Annotated in this window: 24 protein-coding genes; 9 read left to right on the plus strand and 15 right to left on the minus strand. The window is 38.4% G+C overall.

What is annotated here, in order from left to right; all coding sequences use genetic code 11:
- Positions 1-69: 69 nt before the first annotated feature.
- The 7 genes from fusA to DK866_RS10870 form a co-directional block, all read right to left on the minus strand.
- The gene (gene fusA / locus DK866_RS10840) at positions 70-2,184 is read right to left on the minus strand and encodes an elongation factor G (protein ID WP_109408911.1); all 2,115 of its coding nucleotides are present in this window, start codon (positions 2,182-2,184) and stop codon (positions 70-72) included.
- Between the two features lie 82 nt (positions 2,185-2,266).
- A complete protein-coding gene (gene rpsG / locus DK866_RS10845; protein WP_004246897.1) occupies positions 2,267-2,737 on the minus strand; it encodes a 30S ribosomal protein S7 in 471 nt (156 codons plus the stop codon).
- A gap of 98 nt (positions 2,738-2,835) precedes the next feature.
- Positions 2,836-3,210 (minus strand): 30S ribosomal protein S12, encoded by a 375-nt coding sequence (gene rpsL / locus DK866_RS10850; RefSeq protein WP_004236497.1) that lies wholly within the window; start codon positions 3,208-3,210, stop codon positions 2,836-2,838.
- A gap of 127 nt (positions 3,211-3,337) precedes the next feature.
- A complete protein-coding gene (gene tusB / locus DK866_RS10855) occupies positions 3,338-3,631 on the minus strand; it encodes a sulfurtransferase complex subunit TusB (RefSeq protein WP_100159732.1) in 294 nt (97 codons plus the stop codon).
- Between the two features lie 31 nt (positions 3,632-3,662).
- A complete protein-coding gene (gene tusC, locus DK866_RS10860) occupies positions 3,663-4,031 on the minus strand; it encodes a sulfurtransferase complex subunit TusC (protein ID WP_109408912.1) in 369 nt (122 codons plus the stop codon).
- A complete protein-coding gene (gene tusD, locus DK866_RS10865) occupies positions 4,031-4,426 on the minus strand; it encodes a sulfurtransferase complex subunit TusD (protein WP_109408913.1) in 396 nt (131 codons plus the stop codon). The genes tusC and tusD overlap by 1 nt, the downstream gene beginning before the upstream one ends.
- A gap of 9 nt (positions 4,427-4,435) precedes the next feature.
- Positions 4,436-5,140: a helix-turn-helix transcriptional regulator gene (locus tag DK866_RS10870; RefSeq protein WP_023583301.1), complete on the minus strand. Its 705-nt coding sequence runs from the start codon at positions 5,138-5,140 to the stop codon at positions 4,436-4,438.
- A gap of 347 nt (positions 5,141-5,487) precedes the next feature.
- Here DK866_RS10870 and DK866_RS19825 point away from each other — a divergent pair, with 347 nt between their 5' ends.
- Together DK866_RS19825 and DK866_RS10875 are read left to right on the plus strand one after the other, a co-directional pair.
- Positions 5,488-5,646, plus strand: a complete 159-nt coding sequence (locus DK866_RS19825) for a hypothetical protein (RefSeq protein WP_162557004.1) — start codon at positions 5,488-5,490, stop codon at positions 5,644-5,646.
- Between the two features lie 144 nt (positions 5,647-5,790).
- On the plus strand, positions 5,791-6,672 hold the full coding sequence (locus DK866_RS10875; protein ID WP_109408914.1) for a DMT family transporter: 882 nt from the start codon (positions 5,791-5,793) through the stop codon (positions 6,670-6,672).
- Positions 6,673-6,769: 97 nt separating this feature from the next.
- Here the strand turns inward: DK866_RS10875 and fkpA are convergent, their stop codons facing one another.
- A complete protein-coding gene (fkpA, locus tag DK866_RS10880; RefSeq protein ID WP_109408915.1) occupies positions 6,770-7,519 on the minus strand; it encodes an FKBP-type peptidyl-prolyl cis-trans isomerase in 750 nt (249 codons plus the stop codon).
- A gap of 415 nt (positions 7,520-7,934) precedes the next feature.
- Here fkpA and DK866_RS10885 point away from each other — a divergent pair, with 415 nt between their 5' ends.
- A complete protein-coding gene (locus DK866_RS10885) occupies positions 7,935-8,153 on the plus strand; it encodes a SlyX family protein (protein ID WP_109408916.1) in 219 nt (72 codons plus the stop codon).
- Positions 8,154-8,234: 81 nt separating this feature from the next.
- On the opposite strand, the gene slyD is transcribed toward DK866_RS10885, so the two are convergent.
- The 4 genes from slyD to kefG form a co-directional block, all read right to left on the minus strand.
- The gene (gene slyD / locus DK866_RS10890; protein WP_072068764.1) at positions 8,235-8,873 is read right to left on the minus strand and encodes a peptidylprolyl isomerase; all 639 of its coding nucleotides are present in this window, start codon (positions 8,871-8,873) and stop codon (positions 8,235-8,237) included.
- Positions 8,874-8,962: 89 nt separating this feature from the next.
- Entirely contained in the window at positions 8,963-9,166 is a 204-nt protein-coding gene (locus DK866_RS10895; protein ID WP_109408917.1) for a YheV family putative zinc ribbon protein, read from the minus strand.
- Positions 9,167-9,170: 4 nt separating this feature from the next.
- A complete protein-coding gene (kefB, locus tag DK866_RS10900; protein ID WP_109408918.1) occupies positions 9,171-11,033 on the minus strand; it encodes a glutathione-regulated potassium-efflux system protein KefB in 1,863 nt (620 codons plus the stop codon).
- Complete coding sequence (gene kefG, locus DK866_RS10905) at positions 11,033-11,584, minus strand: glutathione-regulated potassium-efflux system ancillary protein KefG (RefSeq protein WP_109408919.1); 552 nt, start codon at positions 11,582-11,584, stop codon at positions 11,033-11,035. The genes kefB and kefG overlap by 1 nt, the downstream gene beginning before the upstream one ends.
- Positions 11,585-11,705: 121 nt before the next feature.
- Between kefG and DK866_RS10910 the strand changes: the two genes are divergently transcribed.
- The 3 genes from DK866_RS10910 (at position 11,706) to DK866_RS10920 (ending at position 17,931) form a co-directional block, all read left to right on the plus strand.
- Entirely contained in the window at positions 11,706-13,637 is a 1,932-nt protein-coding gene (locus DK866_RS10910) for an ABC transporter ATP-binding protein (protein WP_109408920.1), read from the plus strand.
- 331 nt (positions 13,638-13,968) lie between these two features.
- The gene (locus DK866_RS10915) at positions 13,969-15,651 is read left to right on the plus strand and encodes a methyl-accepting chemotaxis protein (RefSeq protein ID WP_109408921.1); all 1,683 of its coding nucleotides are present in this window, start codon (positions 13,969-13,971) and stop codon (positions 15,649-15,651) included.
- Between the two features lie 537 nt (positions 15,652-16,188).
- Entirely contained in the window at positions 16,189-17,931 is a 1,743-nt protein-coding gene (locus DK866_RS10920; protein WP_109408922.1) for a methyl-accepting chemotaxis protein, read from the plus strand.
- 97 nt (positions 17,932-18,028) lie between these two features.
- Here DK866_RS10920 and DK866_RS10925 read toward each other — a convergent pair whose 3' ends face one another.
- From DK866_RS10925 to DK866_RS10935, 3 genes are all read right to left on the minus strand, one after another.
- Positions 18,029-19,573, minus strand: coding sequence for a methyl-accepting chemotaxis protein (locus DK866_RS10925; RefSeq protein WP_109408923.1), 1,545 nt, complete (start codon positions 19,571-19,573; stop codon positions 18,029-18,031).
- A gap of 149 nt (positions 19,574-19,722) precedes the next feature.
- Positions 19,723-20,583, minus strand: coding sequence for an SIS domain-containing protein (locus DK866_RS10930; RefSeq protein ID WP_109408924.1), 861 nt, complete (start codon positions 20,581-20,583; stop codon positions 19,723-19,725).
- A 708-nt stretch (positions 20,584-21,291) separates the two neighbouring features.
- Positions 21,292-21,897, minus strand: a complete 606-nt coding sequence (locus DK866_RS10935; RefSeq protein WP_109408925.1) for a LysE family translocator — start codon at positions 21,895-21,897, stop codon at positions 21,292-21,294.
- Positions 21,898-21,996: 99 nt separating this feature from the next.
- On the opposite strand from DK866_RS10935, the gene DK866_RS10940 reads away from it, so the two are divergent.
- The 3 genes from DK866_RS10940 (at position 21,997) to DK866_RS10950 (ending at position 24,127) form a co-directional block, all read left to right on the plus strand.
- A complete protein-coding gene (locus DK866_RS10940; protein WP_072068773.1) occupies positions 21,997-22,977 on the plus strand; it encodes a hydrolase in 981 nt (326 codons plus the stop codon).
- Complete coding sequence (locus DK866_RS10945) at positions 22,974-23,195, plus strand: YheU family protein (protein ID WP_109408926.1); 222 nt, start codon at positions 22,974-22,976, stop codon at positions 23,193-23,195. The genes DK866_RS10940 and DK866_RS10945 overlap by 4 nt, the downstream gene beginning before the upstream one ends.
- A 62-nt stretch (positions 23,196-23,257) precedes the next feature.
- Positions 23,258-24,127 (plus strand): phosphoribulokinase, encoded by an 870-nt coding sequence (locus tag DK866_RS10950; RefSeq protein ID WP_109408927.1) that lies wholly within the window; start codon positions 23,258-23,260, stop codon positions 24,125-24,127.
- The last annotated feature ends 58 nt before the right edge of the window (positions 24,128-24,185 follow it).

The following is a 24,185-nucleotide window of genomic DNA, read 5'->3' on the forward strand; positions in this document are numbered from 1 at the left end:
CGACTATATTCCTTAATATCGCTCCCTCTTATTAGAGGGAGCGTAAACTAAATTGAACTCGAAAGGATCTTATTTCGCTTTACGAGCTTCGATAATAGCCTGAGCGACGTTGCTAGGCGCTTCGTTGTACTTCAAGAACTCCATAGAGTATGAAGCACGACCCTGAGTTTGTGAACGCAGGTCAGTTGCATAACCGAACATTTCAGCCAGTGGTACTTGAGCACGGATGATCTTACCGGTAGGCAGATCGTCCATACCTTCAACCATACCACGACGACGGTTTAAGTCACCGATAACGTCGCCCATGTAATCTTCTGGCGTTTCAATCTCAACTTTCATGACTGGCTCAAGCAGAATTGGCTTAGCTTTCATGAAGCCGTCTTTAAATGCCATTGATGCGGCAATTTTAAACGCGATTTCTGAGGAGTCAACATCATGGTAAGAACCGTAATGTAAACGAGCCTGAATATCCACAACAGGGTAACCTGCTAATGGACCAGATTTCAGCTGTTCTTGAATACCTTTATCAACAGCTGGGATGAATTCTTTAGGAATTACACCACCAACGATATCGTTGATAAATACGTAGTTCTCTTCACCACCTGCTGGTAATGGAGACAGGTCGATAACAACATGACCGTACTGACCACGACCACCAGATTGTTTCGCGTGCTTACCTTCGATATCAGTTACTGTATCACGAATAGTTTCACGGTAAGCAACCTGTGGTTTACCTACGTTCGCTTCAACTTTAAATTCACGACGCATACGGTCAACTAACACGTCTAAGTGCAGCTCACCCATACCAGCAATGATAGTCTGACCAGTTTCTTCGTCGCTTGATACGCGGAAAGATGGATCTTCTTGAGCCAAACGGTTCAGAGCGATACCCATTTTTTCTTGGTCAGCTTTAGTCTTAGGTTCGATAGCAACAGAGATTACTGGCTCTGGGAATTCCATACGTTCTAAGATGATTGGTGCATCAATTGCACATAAAGTATCACCTGTAGTTACGTCTTTCAGACCGATAGCAGCAGCGATGTCGCCCGCACGAACTTCTTTAATTTCTTCACGCTTGTTAGCATGCATCTGAACAATACGGCCAAAACGTTCTTTTTTGTCTTTAACCGGGTTCAGAACTGTGTCACCTGAGTTTACAACACCAGAGTACACACGGAAGAATGTTAAGTTACCAACAAATGGGTCAGTTGCGATTTTGAATGCCAGTGCAGCGAATGGCTCATCGTCGCTTGAATGACGTTCTGCTGGAGTATCTTTACCGTCTGGTAACATACCGTTAATAGCAGGAACATCTGTTGGTGCTGGCAGGTATTCAATTACCGCATCCAGCATTGCCTGAACACCTTTGTTCTTAAATGCAGAACCACAGGTAACCAGGATAATTTCGTTATCTAGAACGCGTTTACGCAGAGCAGCTTTAATTTCTGCTTCTGTCAGCTCTTCACCGCCCAGATATTTGTCCATCAATTCTTCTGATGCTTCAGCAGCTGATTCGATTAGGTTGTTGTGCCATTCTTCAGCTAAATCTTGCAGATTTGCAGGAATGTCTTCGTATTCGAAAGTAACACCTTGGTCTTCTTCATTCCAACGGATTGATTTCATTTTAATTAAATCAACAACACCGGTGAAATGTTCTTCAGCGCCTACTGGAATTTGCAGTGGAACTGGGTTTGCTGCCAGACGTGTTTTGATTTGTTCAACAACACGCAGGAAGTTTGCACCCATACGGTCCATTTTGTTAACGAACGCGATACGTGGTACATGATATTTGTTAGCCTGGCGCCATACTGTTTCTGACTGAGGCTGAACACCACCAACTGCACAGTAAACCATAACCGCGCCATCAAGAACACGCATAGAACGTTCTACTTCGATTGTGAAGTCAACGTGTCCTGGGGTGTCGATGATGTTTACACGGTGAGGCTCAAACTGTTTAGCCATACCAGACCAGAATGCAGTAGTTGCTGCGGATGTGATAGTAATACCACGTTCCTGCTCCTGCTCCATCCAGTCCATTGTTGCTGAACCTTCGTGAGTTTCACCAATTTTATGGTTTACACCGGTATAAAACAGAATACGTTCACTTGTAGTGGTTTTACCGGCATCGATGTGCGCACTGATACCGATATTACGGTAACGTGCTATGGGGGTTTGACGAGCCATTTTTTCCTCTCTCGTGGGCGTTCAATTCAGGTAAAGGACAGCAGAGCTGTCCTGAAAAGAGTTGCGACAACTACTTCGTGGATTACCAACGGTAGTGTGCGAACGCCTTGTTTGCATCTGCCATACGGTGAACGTCTTCACGTTTCTTAACAGCAGCGCCTTTGTTTTCAGCCGCATCAGATAATTCATTTGCCAGGCGAAGAGCCATGGATTTATCACCGCGTTTACGAGCAGCTTCAACAATCCAACGCATTGCTAATGCATTACGACGAACTGGACGTACTTCAACTGGAACTTGGTAAGTTGAACCACCAACACGGCGGGATTTAACTTCCACAGTAGGACGTACGTTATCTAATGCGATTTCGAACGCTTCCAGTTCAGTTTTGCCTGAACGCTGAGCCAGGGTCTCAAGCGCATTATATACGATAGATTCTGCAGTAGATTTTTTACCGTCTACCATCAGAATGTTTACAAATTTGGCCAGCAGTTCTGATCCGAACTTAGGATCTGGCAGAATTTTACGTTGACCAATTACACGACGACGTGGCATGGAAATACTCCGTTTAAATTCAGGGTTGTCCAAAACTCAATGAGTTTATTTTGACATTAATAGTGAAAAAATGTTTGGCCTTACTTAACGGAGAACCATTAAGCCTTTGGCTTCTTCACACCGTACTTAGAACGAGCTTGTTTACGGTCTTTAACACCGGAACAGTCCAGCGCGCCGCGAACAGTGTGGTAACGCACACCTGGTAAGTCTTTAACACGACCACCACGGATTAAGATTACGGAGTGCTCCTGCAAGTTGTGGCCTTCACCACCGATGTAGGAAGAAACTTCGAAACCGTTAGTCAAACGCACACGACATACTTTACGCAGTGCTGAGTTTGGTTTTTTTGGAGTGGTAGTATATACACGAGTACATACGCCACGTTTTTGCGGGCAAGCTTCCAGAGCTGGAACGTTGCTTTTAACAACTTTCGAGCTACGAGATTTGCGCACCAGCTGGTTAATAGTTGCCATTTAAAAAAAGCTCCTGGTTTTTGCTTCGTAAACACGGATTTGAACTCTGTCTTGTCAACAAGACAAAACATGAGGACGCAGAATTTTATTGCTGACGGGCTCATGTGTCAAGAATTATACAGCAATTCTACGCTCCCCAATGAATTTGTTGGGGGTGTTTTACCGTTAAATCGACAAAATCACCATAACTGATGAGTTTAATATGATGAGATACTTGATCTTTTAAACCTCTAGCTAAAACATCATCAATTAATGCGTAAACTGAAATTTGCTGTTGAAGACAATATTTTAATAAAGGATTGTCCTCAAGAACTGCCAGTACACCATCTTGTATTAACAAAACATCATCTTCTTTTGTCAATAAAGATAAAAAAGCCTCTAAATCACTTTGATAAATAGAGACGGAATAAGTATACAACATAACCGTTCAACCTTCCTGCCTAACTTCTGTATTAAAAGCGTAATACCACATCATATTCACTCAATTTTTGAGCAATATCTTGATGTGATATCACTTGTGCATCCAACACAAAAGAAGTTTGAGAGGATAATCCACGATGAGCCACGTCTTGGTGTGATATATAGACATTTGTCACATCATACAAGGGGAGCACTTTAAAAGTTGCCGCATGATGGCGTGATAACACTCCCTCAGGCTGTTGATTTTCAACTAATTGAAACACACCATCTGAGATAAAAAAAACACCAATATCTTCTGTTAACGCAGAGGTTGCGAGTAAAGCGTCCAAACCTTCTCGTCCAGCACTATTACCGTGCGGTGCCTGTGTAAAAAGAAATGCGATTGAATTCATTTTTTTCATTAAAATTGCACCACACGCGAACAAGTCAACATCGCTTGAGCAAGCGAACCCAACCCACTGAGTTCAAATTCCGTTGCCATATTATGATTATCAATTCCCTGCTCTTTTGCCTGTTCCTCATCAATAATTCCTCGACGTAGCGCAGCTGCAACACAAACATGTAAAGGAATTTGGTGTTTTTTCGCCAATGCTATCCACGCTTTGGGAAGATCGAATTCATCATTTGCGGGTGACACCAATTTATTAGCATTTACCACCCCTTCCCGATAAAAGAAAATTTGCGTGATTTGATGCCCTTTTTCAAGAAGGGCATTGGCGAATAAATAGGCACTTGAAGATTGTTCAGTGCCATAATGAGGCCCTGTTACCACTAAACAATATGTCAAGGAGCTCATAATGTTGCCTTACTCGCCATTTTTAAACTGGCGAATATAGAGATAAACAGTATGTTTTGAGATATTCAGTCGATCAGCAACTTGGTTAATGGCGTCTTTGATATCAAAAATACCTTTTTCATAAAGACTCAACACCACTTGTTTATTTTTTGCGTTGTTGGCTACTTCACGATCATTATTCACTTCTTCAATGGTGAACTCTAATGTTTGAGCCACTAAATCATCAACAGATGAAGCAAAGTTAACATCAGAAGCAACTTCATGCGTTTCTTCAGGAATAAAGGTTTTGATTATTTCAGAGAATGGAACATCAAGGTTCATATTAATACACAATAAACCTATGACTCGACGTTCACGATTACGAATCGCAATCGTGATCGATTTCATCAATGCACCACTTTTCGCTCTAGTAAAATAAGCCTTTGAAAAACTTGAATCTTCATCTGTGATATCATGTAACATTTGTAATGCCAAATCGGTAATTGGAGAACCAATCTTACGACCAGTATGTTCTCCATTCGCGATTTTAACCGCTGAACATTTCAAATCTTCCAGAGAGTGCAATACGATTTCGCAATGGTTGCCGATGAGCATAGCCAGACCATCCACGGCTGCTTCATAGGACTTCAATATTTCGTGATCAGTTTGAGTAAAAGGTCGGCTATCTAGTTTTTCAAACTCGCTGCTGTCACCATTAAATAACGGGCTAGACATTTGATTATATAATCCTTAAAGGCTTTAATTATGATAATGACTTGAGGTTCTATTTTTTATAACGATTCGTCACTGCGAATCAATTTAATATTAAAAAATTTTAAATATAAAAACTGAATTAGGGCACAATTCTGACGTTAGATCGTCAAAAGATCTACGTCAAGTGCCTTAGAATAAGAGCTTTGTCATAGGTCACAGCTTTTTTCATTTTTCTTTATCTTTTTGTATCAACGCCCTCTATATTTTTGAAAATTCCATTTTTAAACAGGGGTCTGGATAAAGATTGACACTATTAGATAGATTACCTATATTCCAAGTTATTGTTATTTTAACGAGTGATTAATCCCATGAATATACTGATGATATGCCAATCTCAGCAAACTTCATCAATAATGGGGTTAATTTCTGTTGCTTCTATGCCTATTGAAACTCTCTCTCCACCACCTCCACCTGTGAAAGTGGTTGTAGTCAATACAACGGTTATTGTTGCAACTTACATCGCTTGATCTATTTAATCGGCTTAATCGCGTATTTAACCAACAGGCTAGATTGATGTGTTATTTACGTTTATTTATTGATGTTTTATCAATCGCCAACCATGACTAAAAATAATCAAGCTATCTTACTGCTCATTTTACAGGTGTATCATCATGTATTTACGTCAATATTGGGCGAAATTCGGCCCAACGACATTATTTGTTTTATTATGGAGTAGCGGTGCTATCTTTTCTCGCTGGGGATTAGATAATGGTAGCTCATTTGCTATTTTGACTTGGCGTTTTATTATCGCTTTGGCATTTCTTTCTTTTTTGTGTATTCAGCGCCATCGCTTTTTGCCACCGAAAGGAAGCCGCTTAAAAACAGCGTGGGTAGGTTTATTAATTATTGGTGGTTATTCTATTTGTTATCTTTTAGCACTCGCTAATAGCATTACACCAGGAATGTTGGCCACTATTATGGGTGTTCAGCCGATTATTACATTATGGATAATAGAACGTAATTTTACAGCAACACGACTATTAGGGCTTTTAATCGCTTTGGCTGGATTAGTGTTAGTGGTTGCCCAAAGTTTATTTAATACAGCCCTCTCATTGACAGGGATGATTTATGCGTTAGTTGCACTGCTTTGTATGAGCTTTGGTGCGATTTCACAAAAAAAATTACAATTAGCACCAATGGATGCTTTGCCTCTGCAATATGTTGTTAGTCTGGTGCTGTGTTTGTTATTTGTGCCATTTCAATCATTTGATGCTTCATTCGATATTGGCTTTATCATTCCTGTTCTTTGGTTGGCTATTATCATTTCTGTTGTTGCTCAGTTACTGTTATATCGCTTACTCACAACGGGTAATTTAGTTAACGTGACTAGCTTATTTTATTTAGTACCGGGAGTGACAGCATTAATGGATTACATCTTCTTGGGTAATACAATGTCTTTACTCAGCTTAGCTGGGATGGGCGCAATCATTGTGGGTTTGCTATTTGTCTTTAAAAAACCAAAAGCTATTCTTGTTGAAGAACAAGTAGATTAATATTATCCATTCGTAAGCTATGTATATTAATGAACTTTTTAATAGAAATAAAAATGCTGACATTAATGTCAGCATTTTTTCTTTCGTGATAAGTGAATTACTTATCGCTTTCAACACTCAGTAATTCAACTTCAAATACTAATGTTGAGTTAGCTGGAATACCACTTGTTGCGCGTTGGCCATAGCCTAATTCTGGTGGAATAACTAACTTGATTTTACCGCCTTCTTTGATGTATTTCATGCCTTCAGTCCAGCCTGGAATAACACTTTTTAGGCTAATTGTCAGAGGCTCATTACGATCATAAGAGCTATCAAATTGTTTGCCATCAATTAACATACCTTTGTAGTGTACAGTAACGCGATCAGCATCTGTTGGTGTTTTACCTTTACCAGGGTTTTCAACTAAATACAGTAAACCTGATTTTGTTTTGACTACACCTTTTTCAGCAGCAAATTCTGTACGGAATTTATCACCTGCTGTTTTATTCTCTGTTGCTTCTTTTTCCATTTTCGCTGTAGCAGCTGTACGAACTTGATCTTCAAAAGCCGCTAAGGTTAACTCAATCTCAGCATCTGATAATTTTGATTTACTGTTAAATGCATCCTGAACACCTGCCAGCAGTTGTTTAGAATCTAAAGTAATACCAATATTTTTTTGCTCTTGTAATGCAGCTTCCATGTAGCGACCCATCGACGCGCCTAACGCATAGGCATTTTGCTCATTTTGAGTTTTAAATGCGCTATTTAATGTTGGCACTTTAGCGGTTTCTTCAGCAAATGCTTGAGGTGCGCTGAATGCGAAAGCTAAACTTGTTGCCAGCAACGTCGTTTTTAATAAAGATTTCATCCCATTCTCCAGTATATGTTAGTGAGTCGCTACGTTTTACAAACGAAGATCATAGATCTTCACTGAAACGTTTTGCATCACATCTTGCTGTCATTGCGGTATGAACTCGCCATACTTCAAGTTATATATGCGTCTAATGACCCATTCACTTGTCGCTTAGCTGCACCTCGAAATATTTAGAGTAAGATCTATCCGCAGGTAGCAATTTTATATGAATTTAAAAAATTTGCCGACACTCTTAACAGTTAATGTTAGGATTTTTGTCAGCACAGAGTGTTATCACATTAACAAAATAGTCTTTTATCTCAAACCAGATTTATGTCTTCCTGTGTATATATCAGTAAATAAGATTAAATTTCACGATTTCGTTAGTCTCATTCGTCGTAATTCGACATTTTAAAGGAGGAAAAACACAATGGATATTAAGGAAGTAGAGCAATTGCTCATACAATTAGAAAGCAAAGTTGCTTTCCAAGATGCGACTATTGAAGAGTTAAATCAGGTGGTCACACAGCAACAAATTGAAATTAGTCGTTTTAAAGAAGCATTAAAAATTGTCACTGAACGCTTAAAAACATCTCAATCCTCAATAATTGCAAGACCTGAAGATGAAACACCGCCCCCACACTATTAAGTGATAATTTTCTTTTTAGCGTAATCAGAAAAAACAAAAAAGGAGCGCTTAAACGCTCCTTTTGATCTTTCTAAAGAAAGATTAGTGTTGGCAACCGCAACCGCCATGACCGTGGCCGTGACCACCGTGACCATGACCTTCGCCACCACAGCATCCACCTTCTTCACCGTGAGAATGGCCATGACCATGACCACCGCCACAGCATCCGCCTTCTTCACCGTGACCATGGCCACCACAACATTCGTGCTCTTCTTCTTCACCGTGTACGTGACCGTGTGCTAATTCTTCTTCAGTCGCTTCACGAATTGCAACGATTTCAACATGAAATTTCAGGTTTTGGCCTGCTAACATGTGGTTACCATCAACGATAACTTCGTCACCTTCAATACCTGTAATTTCTACTGGTACTGGACCTTGATCGGTATCAGCAAGAAAACGCATGCCAACTTCTAACTCATCAACACCAACAAAAACATCTTTTGGTACGCGTTGAACTAAGTTTTCATCGTATTGGCCATAAGCATCATCAGAAGCCACTTCTACGTCGAATTTCTCACCGACTTCGCGACCTGTTAATGCATTTTCTAAACCACTGATTAAAGAACCACGGCCATGCAGATAGTCTAACGGCGCGCTCACCGTGGACTCATCAACTAAAACACCGTCTTCTGATCTTACTTGATAAGCCAGACTAACTACCAAGTCGTTTGCTACTTTCATGACATCTCCTACATACCCGTGGGCAAAATTTTCCCGATTGTAACGAAAAATAAATCTTCTGTATCGGGTTATATCAAAAAAACCTACAATTATTGTGGTGTAAAGATCCCGATGACCTGTTCATTTTCACGAACAAGTGAATTAACTTCATCCTCTGTTTGCCGTTGCTGATGGCCACATTGAGCACATTCCACAATATCAACTTTATCTTCGCGCCACATTTTGAGTGTGTCTTGAGCTTGACAGTGTGGACACACAGCACCAGCGATAAAGCGTTTACGGGTTGCAGACATGGGGTCAGTTCTCCTGTTTATCAATAGATCTTTTTTCTTTACTTATTTGAGGAATTTCCTCTGTTAAAGATTCATCCCAAATATCCGGTTGGTGATGTTCTTGACGAATTTCTTCACTAAAAAGTTCTTCAAGCTCTCGCCTTGCTTCTTTTACACGAGAAACATTGGAAACTTCTTCAGGTGATTCATCCATCAGCTTTCTAAGCAATTGCATATCCAAACGACGAAAATGCTGTTGTGCTCGATAAGCTTGATGAGGATGCATACCTAATTCAATTAATGTCTTACGCCCTAGTTCTAAAGCACTAGAAAATGTTTCTCTGCTAAAATCTGTTACACCTGCTTTAAGTAATTCATGAGCCTCAACACGCCCTCTTGCTCTGGAAATAATATGCAAATTAGGGAAGTGTCGCTGACAGAGGTGAACAATTTCCATCGTCGCTTCAGGTTCATTACTAGTGATTACAATCGTTTTTGCGTGTTCCGCACCCGCCGCTCGTAATAAATTGAGATCAGTAGCATCACCATAATAAACTTTATAACCATATTTACGCATAGTGCTTAAACTTCCCACATCATGCTCTAAGACGGTGACGTTAATCTTGTTAGCCATCAATAAGCGCCCTACAACCTGTCCCATTCGACCAAAACCAACAAGAATGACTTCTGGATGATTGTTTTCAACAAAAGGCTGTTCATCTGTTTTAGGCTCATTATAACGGCGAGATAATACAGCGTCTGTCATTTGCATCACAAGTGGCGTTGTCATCATAGAAAGCGTGACAACCACCAGCAATAATGCCATTTGCTGACTATCTAATACGCCCATTGTCATTGATGTTGAAAAAACAACAAACGCAAACTCACCACCTTGACTTAATACTGACGAAAACTGTAAACGTGTAGAAAAGCGTAATCCAGCTAACCATGCAATACCATAAAGTATCAGTGCTTTAACAATGACGAGAATAAGCACACCCAGTAAAACCTCAGGTAAATAGCGCCATAAGATGCCTATATCTAAAGACATGCCGACAGAAATAAAAAAGAGGCCCAGTAACAAGCCCTTAAAAGGCTCAATGGAAATTTCTAATTCATGCCGATATTCTGTATCAGCTAATAATACGCCTGCAATAAAGGTTCCCATTGCCATTGAAAAACCGAGTGTTTCCATAAAAATAGCCGCACCTAGCACCACTAATAACGCGGCAGCAGTAAAGACTTCTCTTACACCCGATTTGACAACTAAACGAAACAGAGGACGTAATAAATAACGCCCACAAACCAATAACGCAGCAAAAGAGGCAACTTTTAATCCAATACGATACCAATCACTGCTAGCCGTTTCCCCTGCAAGTAGCGGAATAACGGCGAGAATAGGGATCACTGCCATATCTTGGAATAACAGAACTGCAAAACCTAACTGCCCGCCTTCATTATGATTCATCCCTTTTTCACTCATAAGCTGTAATGCCATAGCCGTTGAAGACATCGCAATACCTAATCCGCCAATAATGGCGGCCTGCCATGAAAAAGAGGTTAAAACGAGAATAAGTCCTGAGAAAATAGAAGCAGTAAAAACCACCTGCATTGAACCGACACCAAAAATAGCGCGTCTTAATTCCCACAACTTGGCTGGATTTAGCTCCAATCCAATAATAAACATCAAAAAGACCACACCAAGTTCAGCAAAATGTAAGATGTAATCGACATCTTTAAACAGCCCTAACCCCCAAGGCCCAATGGCAATACCCGCAATTAAGTAACCCAGTACGGCACCAATTTTAAGGCGTTGTGCAATCGGCACCATGATCACCGCTGCACAAAGGAAAAAGAGAACCGCTTTAATCATCCAGTTATCTTCCATTAGACATGCTCCCCTTCAAGTGGTGAACTTAACCAATGGCGATAAGCTTCTCCAATATGTGTCAATGTCGTTTTAGACTGTTGCCTTGCTGAATACACAATCATGGGTGATAACCAACGCATACCACACATTTCTGCCATTAATTCAAAAGGACGTAATAATTCTGTGAGTGTGTAGTGATTTTTTCCATTATGTTGGTAAGCATATTCAGGTTCACCTGTGGTCACAACACAGCGGAATGCTTTCCCTTTTAAATGTGACCGCCCACTTTCATTTGCAAAAGGACGTGTTAGTACCCTGTCTTGCCACTCTTTTAATAATGCTGGGCAACTATATGTTTGTAACGGAAATTGAAAAATGATCACTTGATGTTTGCACAACAAGGATTGCTCATGGTGTATATCAATAAAAAAATCAGGATAAGTAGCATATAAATCATGAATAGTTATATTCTCTAGATCCCTCACCGCCTTGATTAATGCTTTATTAGCAATGGATTGGCGCGGCTCGGGATGAACATACACCAGTAATACATTTGATGCGTTTGACATCATTCCTCCTTACAAAACGTGTCAGAAACCATTTTTTCCGTTACCATGCACGCATTGTGACCAACTGTTACGAACAACTTACTCTATATATTAATTTACATACTCTTAATAGACGATATTTATGATTGTTTTTTCTTCTTTGCAAATTCGCCGTGGCGTCAGAGTGTTACTGGATAATGCCAGTGCAACCATTAATCCAGGGCAAAAAATTGGTCTAGTCGGCAAGAATGGTTGTGGTAAAACCACATTACTTTCTTTATTAAAAGGTGAGCTTCAAGCGGAAGCGGGGAATGTCACCTTTCCCAGTACTTGGGCTATGGCGTGGGTTAACCAAGAAACACCTGCACTTGATGTACCAGCAATTGATTATGTTATTGATGGTGATAGAGAATATCGCCAGTTAGAACAACGATTACAAAAAGCTAACGAGATAAATGATGGTCACGCAATTGCACTTATTCACGGGCAATTAGATACAATTAATGCATGGACAATTCAATCTCGTGCGGCAACCTTACTAAATGGCCTTGGTTTTAGCCAACAACAACTAAACGAGCCTGTAAAATCATTTTCAGGTGGTTGGAGAATGCGCTTAAACTTGGCACAAGCGTTAATTTGTCGCTCTGATTTACTATTACTCGATGAGCCAACCAACCACTTAGATTTAGATGCTGTTATTTGGCTTGAAAAATGGCTAAAAAGCTATACTGGCACCTTAATTTTGATTTCCCATGACCGTGATTTCCTTGATCCGATCGTGGATAAAATCTTGCATATCGAACAAGAAAAAATCTTCGAATATTCAGGTAACTACTCTTCGTTTGAAATGCAACGAGCAACAAAACTCGCTCAGCAACAAGCCTTGTTTGAAAACCAACAATCAAAAATTGCACACTTACAAAGTTTTATCGATAGATTTAAAGCGAAAGCCACTAAAGCAAAACAAGCACAAAGCCGCGTGAAAATGCTTGAGCGAATGGAGCGCGTTGCTCCAGCTCATTCTGATAACCCATTCCAATTTAGTTTCCGCCAACCAGAGAGTTTGCCTAATCCACTGCTATCGATGGAAAAAGTCAGTGCTGGTTATGGCGAAAAAATTATTCTTAATGATATTAAGCTAAATTTAATTCCTGGATCACGTATTGGGTTATTAGGACGAAATGGTGCAGGTAAATCAACTCTAATCAAATTACTTGCAGGAGAGCTTGAGCCATTACAAGGAAAAATGGCTCTCTCAAAAGGCATTAAATTGGGTTACTTTGCACAGCATCAATTAGAGTTTCTACGCTCCGATGAGTCTGCACTACAACATCTAACGCGCTTGGCTCCTAAAGAGACTGAACAAAAATTACGTGACTATCTTGGGGGTTTTGGTTTTCATGGCGATAAGGTGACTGATGCGTGTGGTCAATTTTCTGGCGGTGAAAAAGCTCGTTTAGTGTTATCTCTTTTAGTCTGGCAACGCCCTAATTTGCTGTTAATGGATGAACCAACTAACCACCTCGATTTAGATATGCGTCAAGCGTTGACTCAAGCGTTAATTAGCTTTGAAGGGGCAATTGTTGTGGTATCGCATGATAGGCATTTATTGCGTTCAACCACTGACGACCTTTATCTTGTTCACGATGGGCAAGTTGAGCCTTTTGATGGCGATCTGGATGATTATCAACAATGGTTAGTTGATCAAAACCGCCAAGAAACACAGGCCAATAAAAATCAGCAAGACAAAGATAATACCACGACAACAAATTTAAGTGCGCAAGACAAAAAAGAGCAAAAACGTAAAGAAGCAGAATTTAGGCAGCAAACTCAACCGCTACGTAAAAAACTGACTACCTTAGAAAGTAAAATGGATAAACTCAGCCAAGAGCTTACTCTCATTGAAACAGCACTTTCTGACAGTGGTATTTACGATATCAGCCGTAAAAATGAGCTTTCAGATTGTTTAAACCGACAAGGTATCGCAAAGTCAGCACTTGAAGAAGTTGAAATGGAATGGATGGAATTACAAGAAACATTGGAAGAGATGACAAATACATTTGACTCTCAGTAATAACCTGTCATTCATTAAAAAAGGAACTGTTTTAAGTGAAATAGTTCCTTTATTTTTATCCCATCATTCATTCTTAAAATTTATACAATTCATTTTACTTAGGGGATTTATATCATTTTACAGTAGCACTATTTACACAAAATATAATCTCTCCCTATCTGACAATATCCCAGTAAAAATAACAGTCTAACGTTTATTTTCTGACTATTCATATTAAGTAAGAGAAATAAATCCTTTCGCACTAAAGTTTCTAACATTCCAGCCGAATTAATCATTCTGCTAAGTGGACCTCCCACTTACCGACGAAAAGGCAAAGCTAATAGGTAGGGTTATGTTAAAACGAATTAAAATCTCTCAAGGTTTAATGTGTGTCCTGACTCTGTTTTGTATTATTCAGATCATTTCTGGAGTACAAAGCATTCACGATGCCTACCAGACTCAAAATAAACTCAAGCAAATCTCATACAGTTTCGACCAACTACGCACAATGGATAATACTTATGCGGAGTTGAATACATTACGTACAGATATTATTGCGCAAGCATTTAGCTATATATCAAACCCTCAAGCAGAAGATGCAAACATCACCGCATTTATGCAAACTATGCCAGCACGTAAAGCACAAGTTGATGCTTTGATGAATGAGTATGTTGAGCTATCTGCGCAAACAGGTTTCGATCAGCAACGTATGGCTCAGATCAAACAGCTTTATCAAAAAAGCCGAGCTGATCTTGATTTATTGGCGCAATATTTAAGTGAGCGAAATACTAATGCTGTTCGATTGATCTTAAAAAGCCCGGCGAATACTAACTTTACTAACTCACTGTATGAAGCCACAGACTTTATTACAGATGAAGTGGTTAATCCCTCAGTGACCGAAGCGGAAAAGAACTACTACAGTATGCTGTGGATAGCGTCTACCTTTATGGGCATTTTCCTTATTTTCACCACGCTAGTGCTTATTTGGATACGTAAATACATCATTGCTCGTATTAATCAAATGATCACCTATCAAGAAACAATTGCTAAAGGTGATTTAGTCAGTCGTGTAGACAGTGACATTTCAGGTAATACTGAAATAGACCAGCTAATGCTGGGATTACAGCAAATGCGCGCACAATTAAAAGAGATGGTAAGCTCTATCCGAAATAGTAGTGCAGCTATTTATACAGGTGTACAAGAGATTGCTGCAGGCAATAATGACTTATCAAGCCGAACTGAAGAACAAGCTAGCGCACTAGAAGAAACAGCATCCAGTATGGAGCAAATGACCGCAACCATTCGCAATAACACAGAGAGCGCTCGTGAAGTCACAGAGTTGGTGATGAGTACTGCAGATATTGCCGTTCAAGGTGGCGAACACAGTAATAAGATGGTTATGACAATGACAGATATTGCCGATCGCTCACAAAAGATTGGTGAAATTACGGCTGTTATTGATGATATTGCATTCCAAACAAATATCTTAGCCCTTAACGCAGCCGTTGAAGCAGCAAGAGCTGGCGAGCAAGGTCGAGGATTTTCTGTGGTAGCAAGTGAAGTGCGCAACTTGGCACAACGAAGTGCAGAAGCAGCTAAAGAAATCAAAGAGCTTATTGAATCCACAATTTTACGGGTAAGACAAGGTAATGATCTTGTTGAACAAGTCAGTTTATCAATGGGTGAAATTGTAACATCCGTTAATCACGTTTCGGGTTCAATGAAAGAAATTCTATCTGCATCAGAAGAACAAACTCGTGGTATTGCACAAATTAGCCTTGCTGTTAATGAGATGGATAAAGCAACTCAACAAAATGCGGCTATGGTTGAACAATCAACTGCGGCTTCTGCCACATTAAGTGAACAAGCCAGCATGTTAGATATCATCGTCAATACATTTAAAGTTGAACATGAAAAACCAGCCCCAACGAAACTGCCTACATTCTCAGCAAAATCGCCAGAAAAAGAAGCGATTAAAACGCCGACAATAAAGGCAAACCACCATGACACCGATGATAATTGGGAAAGTTTTTAAGTTGAGCTCTTATACAAAAGAAAGTAACCGCTCGGTATAATAAGTAGTCAATTACATATAACAAAACCTCTACCTACCATACTCCCAGTTAATTTCTGGGAGTATTTCAATTCCCCCACACATAAACATAAAAAACGATCGTTTTTCATACAAACAAAGAGCAATTTTTAAGAAATATTAAGAGCATTTTCGAAATCAATACGTTTATTTCACTTATCATAAGACAAATCGATAAATAAAGAAAAATATTGCTTATTATTGCTCTCTTATTCAACAAAATCATTACAAAACCTTATTACTCCACTAATTAACATAAAAAATAAGTAAGATAATATACCTACAGTCTTTTATATATATCATTAGAATATTTTAGGTATTAGCTGACAAACAAAGCTAAAAAAAGAAATATAAGTCGTCTTTACTATTAAATAGAGTAGAAACAATAAAGTTTTTAAATATTAAGCCGAATAAGTTTAATTGATAAATAGTTATCGCTCCTTGCTGTGTGTCCTACAAATCAATTAAATAGGTAAGGCTATGCTGAAACGAATAAAAATATCTAATGGCTTAATGTTTATTTTAATACTGTTTTGCACTATTCAACTTTTCTCTGGTGCAATGAGTATCCGTGATGCGAGTTTAACAAATAAGCGGATCTCACAATTAGCAAATGGCTTTGAACAGATAAAAACGATGGATTATGGTTATGCGGAGTTAAATAAATTACGTGAAGATATGCTTAATGTTATGTTTGAAGCTCATCTCACTCCTGACATTGCAGAAGATAAAATTACCCACTTTCTTTCCACTTACCCACAACGAAAACAAGAAATTACACGTATTATTACCTCGTATTTTGCTTCTGCAACCAATGCCAACTTTGATCCTGAAAAAATAGAAAATATGAAAAAGCTTTTTAATCGTGTTATTTACGATCTTGATCAGCTTGTCTCATGCTTAGAAATTCGAGATTACTACGGCTTTCAATCCCTTTATGCTCATAATACCAATGAGCGTTTTACTCAATCCCTCTATGAAGCAACAGATTACCTCAGTGATAACGTGGTGACTCATGCAACACAAGCTGCGCAAGGTAATTACGAACGTACGTTAATTTTAGCGTTTGTTTTTATGTTTATTTTTATTCTTTTTACGGTTCTTGTTGTACTTTGGATACGTCGAAATATTGTTTTACGTATCAATCAAATCGTGGATTATATGTCAGAAATTTCACAAGGAAACTTATTAGAAAATAAAGACATCACAGCAAAAGGAAATAATGAAATTGACCAATTAATTACGGGTATTCAGTATATGCGCACTGAACTCTCATTAATTGTGAATGCTATTCGAGGAACAAGTCATCATATTTACACGGGTGTTCAAGAATTATCGGCAGGAAATACCGATCTTTCTTGCCGTACTGAAGAACAAGCTAGCGCATTAGAAGAAACTGCATCTAGTATGGAACAACTCACAGCAACAGTGAGAAACAATACAGAAAGCGCACGTGAAGTTTCACATCTCATCAATCAAACATCAAATATTGCCAGTAAAGGGGGCGATGTCACTAATCGAATGGTGAAAACCATGACGGATATTGCCGACAGCTCACAAAAGATTGGCGAGATCACCGCCGTTATCAACAGTATTGCCTTTCAAACCAATATTCTCTCCTTAAATGCGGCCGTTGAGGCTGCTAGAGCCGGTGAACAAGGGCGTGGTTTTTCTGTGGTGGCGACTGAAGTGAGAGAATTGGCACAGCGTAGTGCTGAAGCAGCGAAGGAAATTAAAGAATTAATTGATGCCTCAATAAGTCGAGTTCGTCATGGTAATGATCTTGTTGAACAAGTTAGCATTTCTATGGGTGAAATACTGACATCTGTAAAACATGTTGAAGACTCAATGACAGAAATTTTATCGGCATCTGAAGAACAAACGCGCGGTATAACCCAAGTATCTCTTGCAGTTACTGAAATGGATAAAGCCACCCAACAAAATGCTGCTATGGTTGAACAATCCTCCTCTGTTGCCAGTTTACTAACCGAAGAAGCAGGCAATCTTGAACAGATCGTTGAGCAATTTAAAACCGCTGAAAGTGAGCAATACAATAAAAAATCACAACATAACATAATCGAAAAATCATTCTCTTCTGAAAAGTCACAGCCCCCCAAAGAAGAAAAAATAAAAAACACCACCAAGGATGACATAAAAGAGAAGAGTTTCGTGAAAGGAACATCTGTCAAAAATGATGAAGACGATGATTGGACAAGCTTTTAAATCACCGTTTTATCATGATTAAAATAGAATTTAGATAAACACAAAGACACCTATTTTTAGTAGGTGTCTTTTTCTTTTATTTTCTAATAATTACAACTTAATGAAATACATTAATTGCACTGACTAAGTAATTAGTTTGTACTTTCATTTCACCTGAAATCATTGAAGCCTTAGAAACATAATTAGCATTTTCATGCGTAATTGATTCCAGTTTTTCAACTGCGCGGCCTAGCTCCTTTAATCCCGCACTTTGTTCTGATGAAGCAAGGCTAATTTCACCAATTAAATCGGTCACATTTTTGACATGTACAACAATATCCTCCATCGTACAGACCGTCTCATTGACTTGTTTTGAACCAACTTTGATATTACTACTTGAAGCACTAATCAATTTTTTGATCTCTTTTGCCGCTTCCGCACTGCGTTGTGCCAATTCTCTCACTTCACTTGCTACCACAGAAAATCCTCGACCTTGCTCACCAGCTCTAGCGGCTTCTACTGATGCATTCAATGCAAGGATGTTGGTTTGAAAAGCAATACTATCAATTACACCAATGATATTGCTGATCCGCTCTGAACTTTTCGCAATATCATTCATAGTATTGGCAATATTATCCATTGCATTACCCCCCTTTATCGCTGCATCACAGGTGATATTAGAAAGGTTATTTGCCTGCCCCGCAGTTTCACTATTACTACTTACCGCCGTAGTCAGCTCATTCATCGTAGATGCTGTTGCTTCAACATTACTGGCTGTCTGTTCCGTTCTTACATATAAATCACGATTACCCGCAGCTAATTGATCACAAGAAATATCGACTTGATGAATTTGATGACTTACATCATTCACTAACCAACGGAACATTCGGCCTAACTGATTAACTGAACGCTGAGTCATCCCGATTTCATCAATACGATTAAGGTAAGCAACGTTATGTTCATCTCCTGTTGCAACTCGATTAGCATGTTTATTTAATTGAATGATGGGTTTAACAATTTGAAAATACAAAATACGTTCATTTGCCATGAGTAATAATAGTAAAACGACAACATGCATCAAAAGAGCATAGCCAGATAAGCCAGAAAACCATGCACTTAACAACATAAACGGTAGAGGGAATAGAATAAAAAGGCGAAGGCGTTTTTTTAATGAAATAGTTTGATTCCATGAGCGCCAACGTTGCCATCCTTTATAAACAAAAGCACCTTTTAAAAAGGTGTGAGAAGGATATTTACCTTGATTAAATGCATCATAAAGTGCTGAGGCTTGTGCTATTTCCTCTTTTTGTGCACAGGTTCTGACTGACATAAAACTTTGAATTTTGCCTTGACGAATAATAGGCGTGATATTGGCCCTTACCCAATAGTGATCGCCATTTTTACGTCTATTTTTAACGATCCCTGTCCAAACTTCGCCTTGTTTTAAGGTTTTCCACATATCCTTAAAAACGTCTGAAGGGATATCGGGATGCCGGACAATGTTATGGGGTTTTCCCACCAGTTCCTCGACTGAAAACCCACTGGCCTCGACGAAGTCCTCGTTGGCATAAATAATATTGCCATCAAGATCTGTCGTCGACATCAGTGTTGCGTTTTCAGATACCGGGTATTCTCGCTGTGTCACCGGTTGATTGTTACGCATTAGTTACTCTCCTCGACATTGAAATTAAAACATCTCAACAAAAAAACACTGCCTAAATAACTATCGTTTCGGCCGTTGGGAGAATAACTTTAGTAATAAGTGTAAATACCTACCTTTAAATATTAATTTTTTGAATCAGTTCAAAATTTTTAATTATCCAGACTGTTAATTAATGCCTGAGAACTTAACACTAATGTCTTCGCACATTCATCACGTTTCTTTAATAACGCCATGAAAATAAGATCTGTTATTGTATTTTGTGCAGTACGAGATGAGATTGAAGCACTCCTCCATTCCCCCTCATCCGCAATTGTTTCTAATATATAATCAGAGATCTTTCCTAATGGGGAGTGTTTTTCTCCTGTAATAGCAATAATTTTTGCCCCCTGTTTTTTAGCAACAGAGGCTGCCACTAACATGTCTTTTCTTTTTCCACTATAAGAAATAACTATTTGTAAGTCTTTTGGACTTAACATTTGGGCAACAGATATTTGGACATGATGATCCGTTTCAATAAGTGTAGTGATACCGATTTTTTGTAATTTATAACTTAAATCTCTAGCCACCAACCCAGAACCGCCAATACCTATAATTTGAACGCGTTGAGCTTCATCAATAAGCTGGATCACCTTTTCAAAATGAAAATAATTAATTTGGCGAGTTGTATCACTAATAGAATTATTTTTTTCTTGTGCCAGTTTTTGTGCAATAACAACTAAACTATCATCAGAACCTATTTGATTATGTAATATACTAGCGTTTTGCCCTGTACCTGCATTTTTTCGACCTAGCTCTTCACTTATTGCAAGTTTCAAAGATGGAAAACCTTTGAATCCTATTTTTTGACTAAACTTAACAATCGCAGACTGACTGACGCCTGTAATTACAGCTAATTGCTGTGATGAAAGTGTCACCGTTTTTTCAGGGTTATCTAAAATATAATCTGCTATTTTACGCTGATTTGTAGCCATACCTGGCTTGATCCAAGCAATTTTTGTTAATGTTGGCATAATGACAATATCCACTTCGAGTACTATATCGTTATATTTGGGATCATTCTTGATAAAGAGTTTGATACCTAAAGTTATTTAGGTTTTCAGATTAAAATCAATAAAAAAAAGAACATAAACAATAAATTACAAAAAATAATGTTATTATTAAAATACTTACTCTTATAATAGTTTTATAATTATCTTTTCTATCTGCATTTGTTCATTAACCACGATATTCTATAATAATTAATTTATTTTTTTCCAATCTTTAATAATAATTTATTCTTTTTGGTCAATAAGAGAATATAAATTCAATCTATATATATTCAATAATATTGCGTTTTTAAACGCTTTTATTAAGTTATAACAATTAAAGAACACACTAAAAACATATGTACAATAAAATTCTCTTTAATTACAAACAGTAAACAGGAATAAATAATTCCTAGTCGAGAGAATTATTTTTCATTTTAAAGTATAAATTCAGATAAATGAAAACGTTAAATAACCACGTTTATATGAAATGAGGAATTCTTATTCTCACCTTATATAAAAGAGCACTTTAACATAAATACCTATGATAACAGGCGATCATAGATCTCTCTTTCACTAGATTAATACTCTTTTTTGGATGAAAATTTAGAACAATCATATCAACTAAACTTAAAAAATCATTATTTAAATCAAACTAATTAAGTTACTTATTGATTTATAGTTATTTATTAATTATTCAACCCAAATCAAAGGAACACAGAGCGCTGTTAATAATCCCATTGAAATATTAAAAACAAACCAGGATCTTCTGCTTTGTAAAAATAAGCTGATTAAGGTTCCCCCTAAAATCCAAACAATCCCTGCGACAAAATTCACTATCACCATCACAATGCTCATCGCAATAATTGAACTAAAATAGGCATCACCAGATAAACTAAAACTTCCAACTGCCCCTAATCCCATCATCCACGCTTTAGGATTGAGAAATTGTAATAATCCACCTTGAAACCAACTTACTGCTTGTGGCGTTTTTGCTGGGATATCTAAACGCTGATAAGATGACGTCGCTGTTTTCCAAGCAAGCCAAAGTAAGTATGCACTTCCGATTATCTTTAATCCTATATGCAATGCAGGATAAATAATCAGTAATGCAGCCACACCAAATGCCGAGCTAAGTAAAACACATTGCATTCCCAGCATAATACCCGCCATAAGCTTTAATGAGCCTTTAAAACCAACATTAGCACCTGATGAAGTAAGTAATAAGTTATTGGGCCCTGGTGTGATAGCGGCAATAAACAGGAAAATAGTTAAAGAAAAAATAAGGCTAATTGTCATGGCGAGTGCTCAAAGATGTGACAGATGTTTTATTTTCACCGAAAATAGCAGTATGTTATTTAGCAAACAAGTGTTAATTCATTTTGATAGACGGAAAATATGTCTCAATACTTTAATCCAATGCGTTGGGCTAAAAATCCACATTTACAAACGCTTTTACCAAGAATAGTGCGTAGAACACCACTATTAACGCCTTACTGGCAACGACTCAACCTTCCTGATAATGATTTTGTCGATTTGGCATGGAGTGAAGATCCTAAAATGGCGCTCGATAAGCCAAGGTTAGTGATCTTTCATGGTTTAGAAGGAAGCTTTAGCAGTCCTTATGTTCATGGCATGTTATCAGCAGCAAAAGAGAGAGGCTGGTTAAGTGTTGTAATGCATTTTAGAGGATGTAGTGGTGAGCCCAATAGACAAAAACGCATCTATCACTCAGGTGAAACCGAAGATGCTCGCTACTTTTTAAATTGGCTAAAAAAGGAATTTGGTGAACAGCCAACAGCTGCTGTCGGCTACTCTCTTGGAGGTAACATGCTCGCTTATTACCTTGCTGAAAGTGGTGAAAATGCCGTTGTAGATGCCGCTGTTATTGTATCAGCACCATTAATGTTAGAGCCTTGTTCAGCTAAAATTGAGCATGGCTTTTCCCGTTTTTATCAATGGTATCTATTAAAAGGACTAAAAAATAACGCGACACGCAAGTTGATCCGCTATCCTGAATCATTGCCAATTAGTTTGTTGACGATAAAGTCCATCAAAAAGCTACGCCAATTTGACGATCTAATTACCTCTAAAATTCATGGATTCAAAGATGCCCTAGATTACTATCGTCAATGTAGTGCTTTGCCTTTATTAAATAAAATAAAGAAAACGACACTGATCATTCACGCTAAAGATGATCCTTTTATGTCTGCGGATGTTATTCCTGATATCACAACACTACCCAATAATATTGAGTATCAACTTACTGAATTTGGCGGGCATGTAGGTTTTGTCAGTGGCAAGCTTTCTAAACCCGTGATGTGGCTTGAAAATAGGATACCTGATTGGTTATCCGCTTATTTGGAGAAAACCAAATGATAATACCTTGGAACGAACTTTCCTCAGAGACTCTAGACAATCTTATTGAAAGTTTCGTTTTACGAGAGGGCACTGATTATGGTATCCAAGAGAAGACGCTTGAACAAAAAGTCGCCGACGTAAAAAAACAACTTAAATCCGGTGAAGCCGTATTAGTTTGGTCAGAACTTCATGAAAGCGTCAATATTATGCCTGCATCGCAATTTCGCTCTGATTAATCACTCCAGAGCGAAATATCGCCACCAATAAGGGCTAACCTTATTTTGCAAAAGGATAACCTATGTCAGTCAAACATCCTATCATCGCGATTACTGGCTCAAGTGGAGCAGGAACGACTACCACGAGCCAAGCTTTTCGTAAGATATTCCAGCAACTTAATGCACATTCTGCTTTAATTGATGGGGATAGTTTTCATCGCTATACTCGCCCTGAAATGGACATGGCGATAAGAAAAGCCAAAGAACAAGGGCGACATATTAGCTATTTTGGCCCTGAAGCAAATGATTTTAGCCTACTGAGTTCCACATTCAGCCATTATAGTGAAACAGGACAAGGCCAATCACGTAAATATTTGCACTCTTATGATGAAGCAACGCCCTACAACCAATTACCAGGGACTTTTACACCATGGGAATCATTACCCAATAATACCGATGTACTCTTTTATGAAGGATTACACGGAGGTGTTGTCACTGATGAACATGATGTGGCACAGCATGTTGATTTACTAGTGGGTGTAGTTCCTATCGTTAACCTTGAGTGGATACAAAAACTTATCCGAGACACAACCGAACGGGGTCACTCACAAGAAGCCGTAAGAGATTCAGTGGTGCGTTCTATGGATGATTATATTAACTATATCATTCCGCAATTTTCGCGTACTCACATCAACTTTCAACGAGTTCCTACTGTCGATACATCAAACCCATTCTCAGCTAAAGCTATCCCAACTCTTGATGAAAGTTTTATTGTTATTCGCTTTAGAGGCTTAACGGATATTGATTTTCCTTATTTACTGGCAATGTTGCATGGCTCATTTATGTCAACAATAAATACAATTGTGGTGCCTGGTGGAAAATTAGGATTAGCGATGGAGTTAATTATGGCGCCATTAGTCAAAAAATTATTAAATGGCGAAAAGATCAGTTAACAAAAATAAAATCTATTTTCATAAAAATAATATCCCCTTTATTAAGGGATATTATTTC

Source organism: Proteus genomosp. 4 str. ATCC 51469, from assembly GCF_003144375.1.
GTDB lineage: Bacteria > Pseudomonadota > Gammaproteobacteria > Enterobacterales > Enterobacteriaceae > Proteus.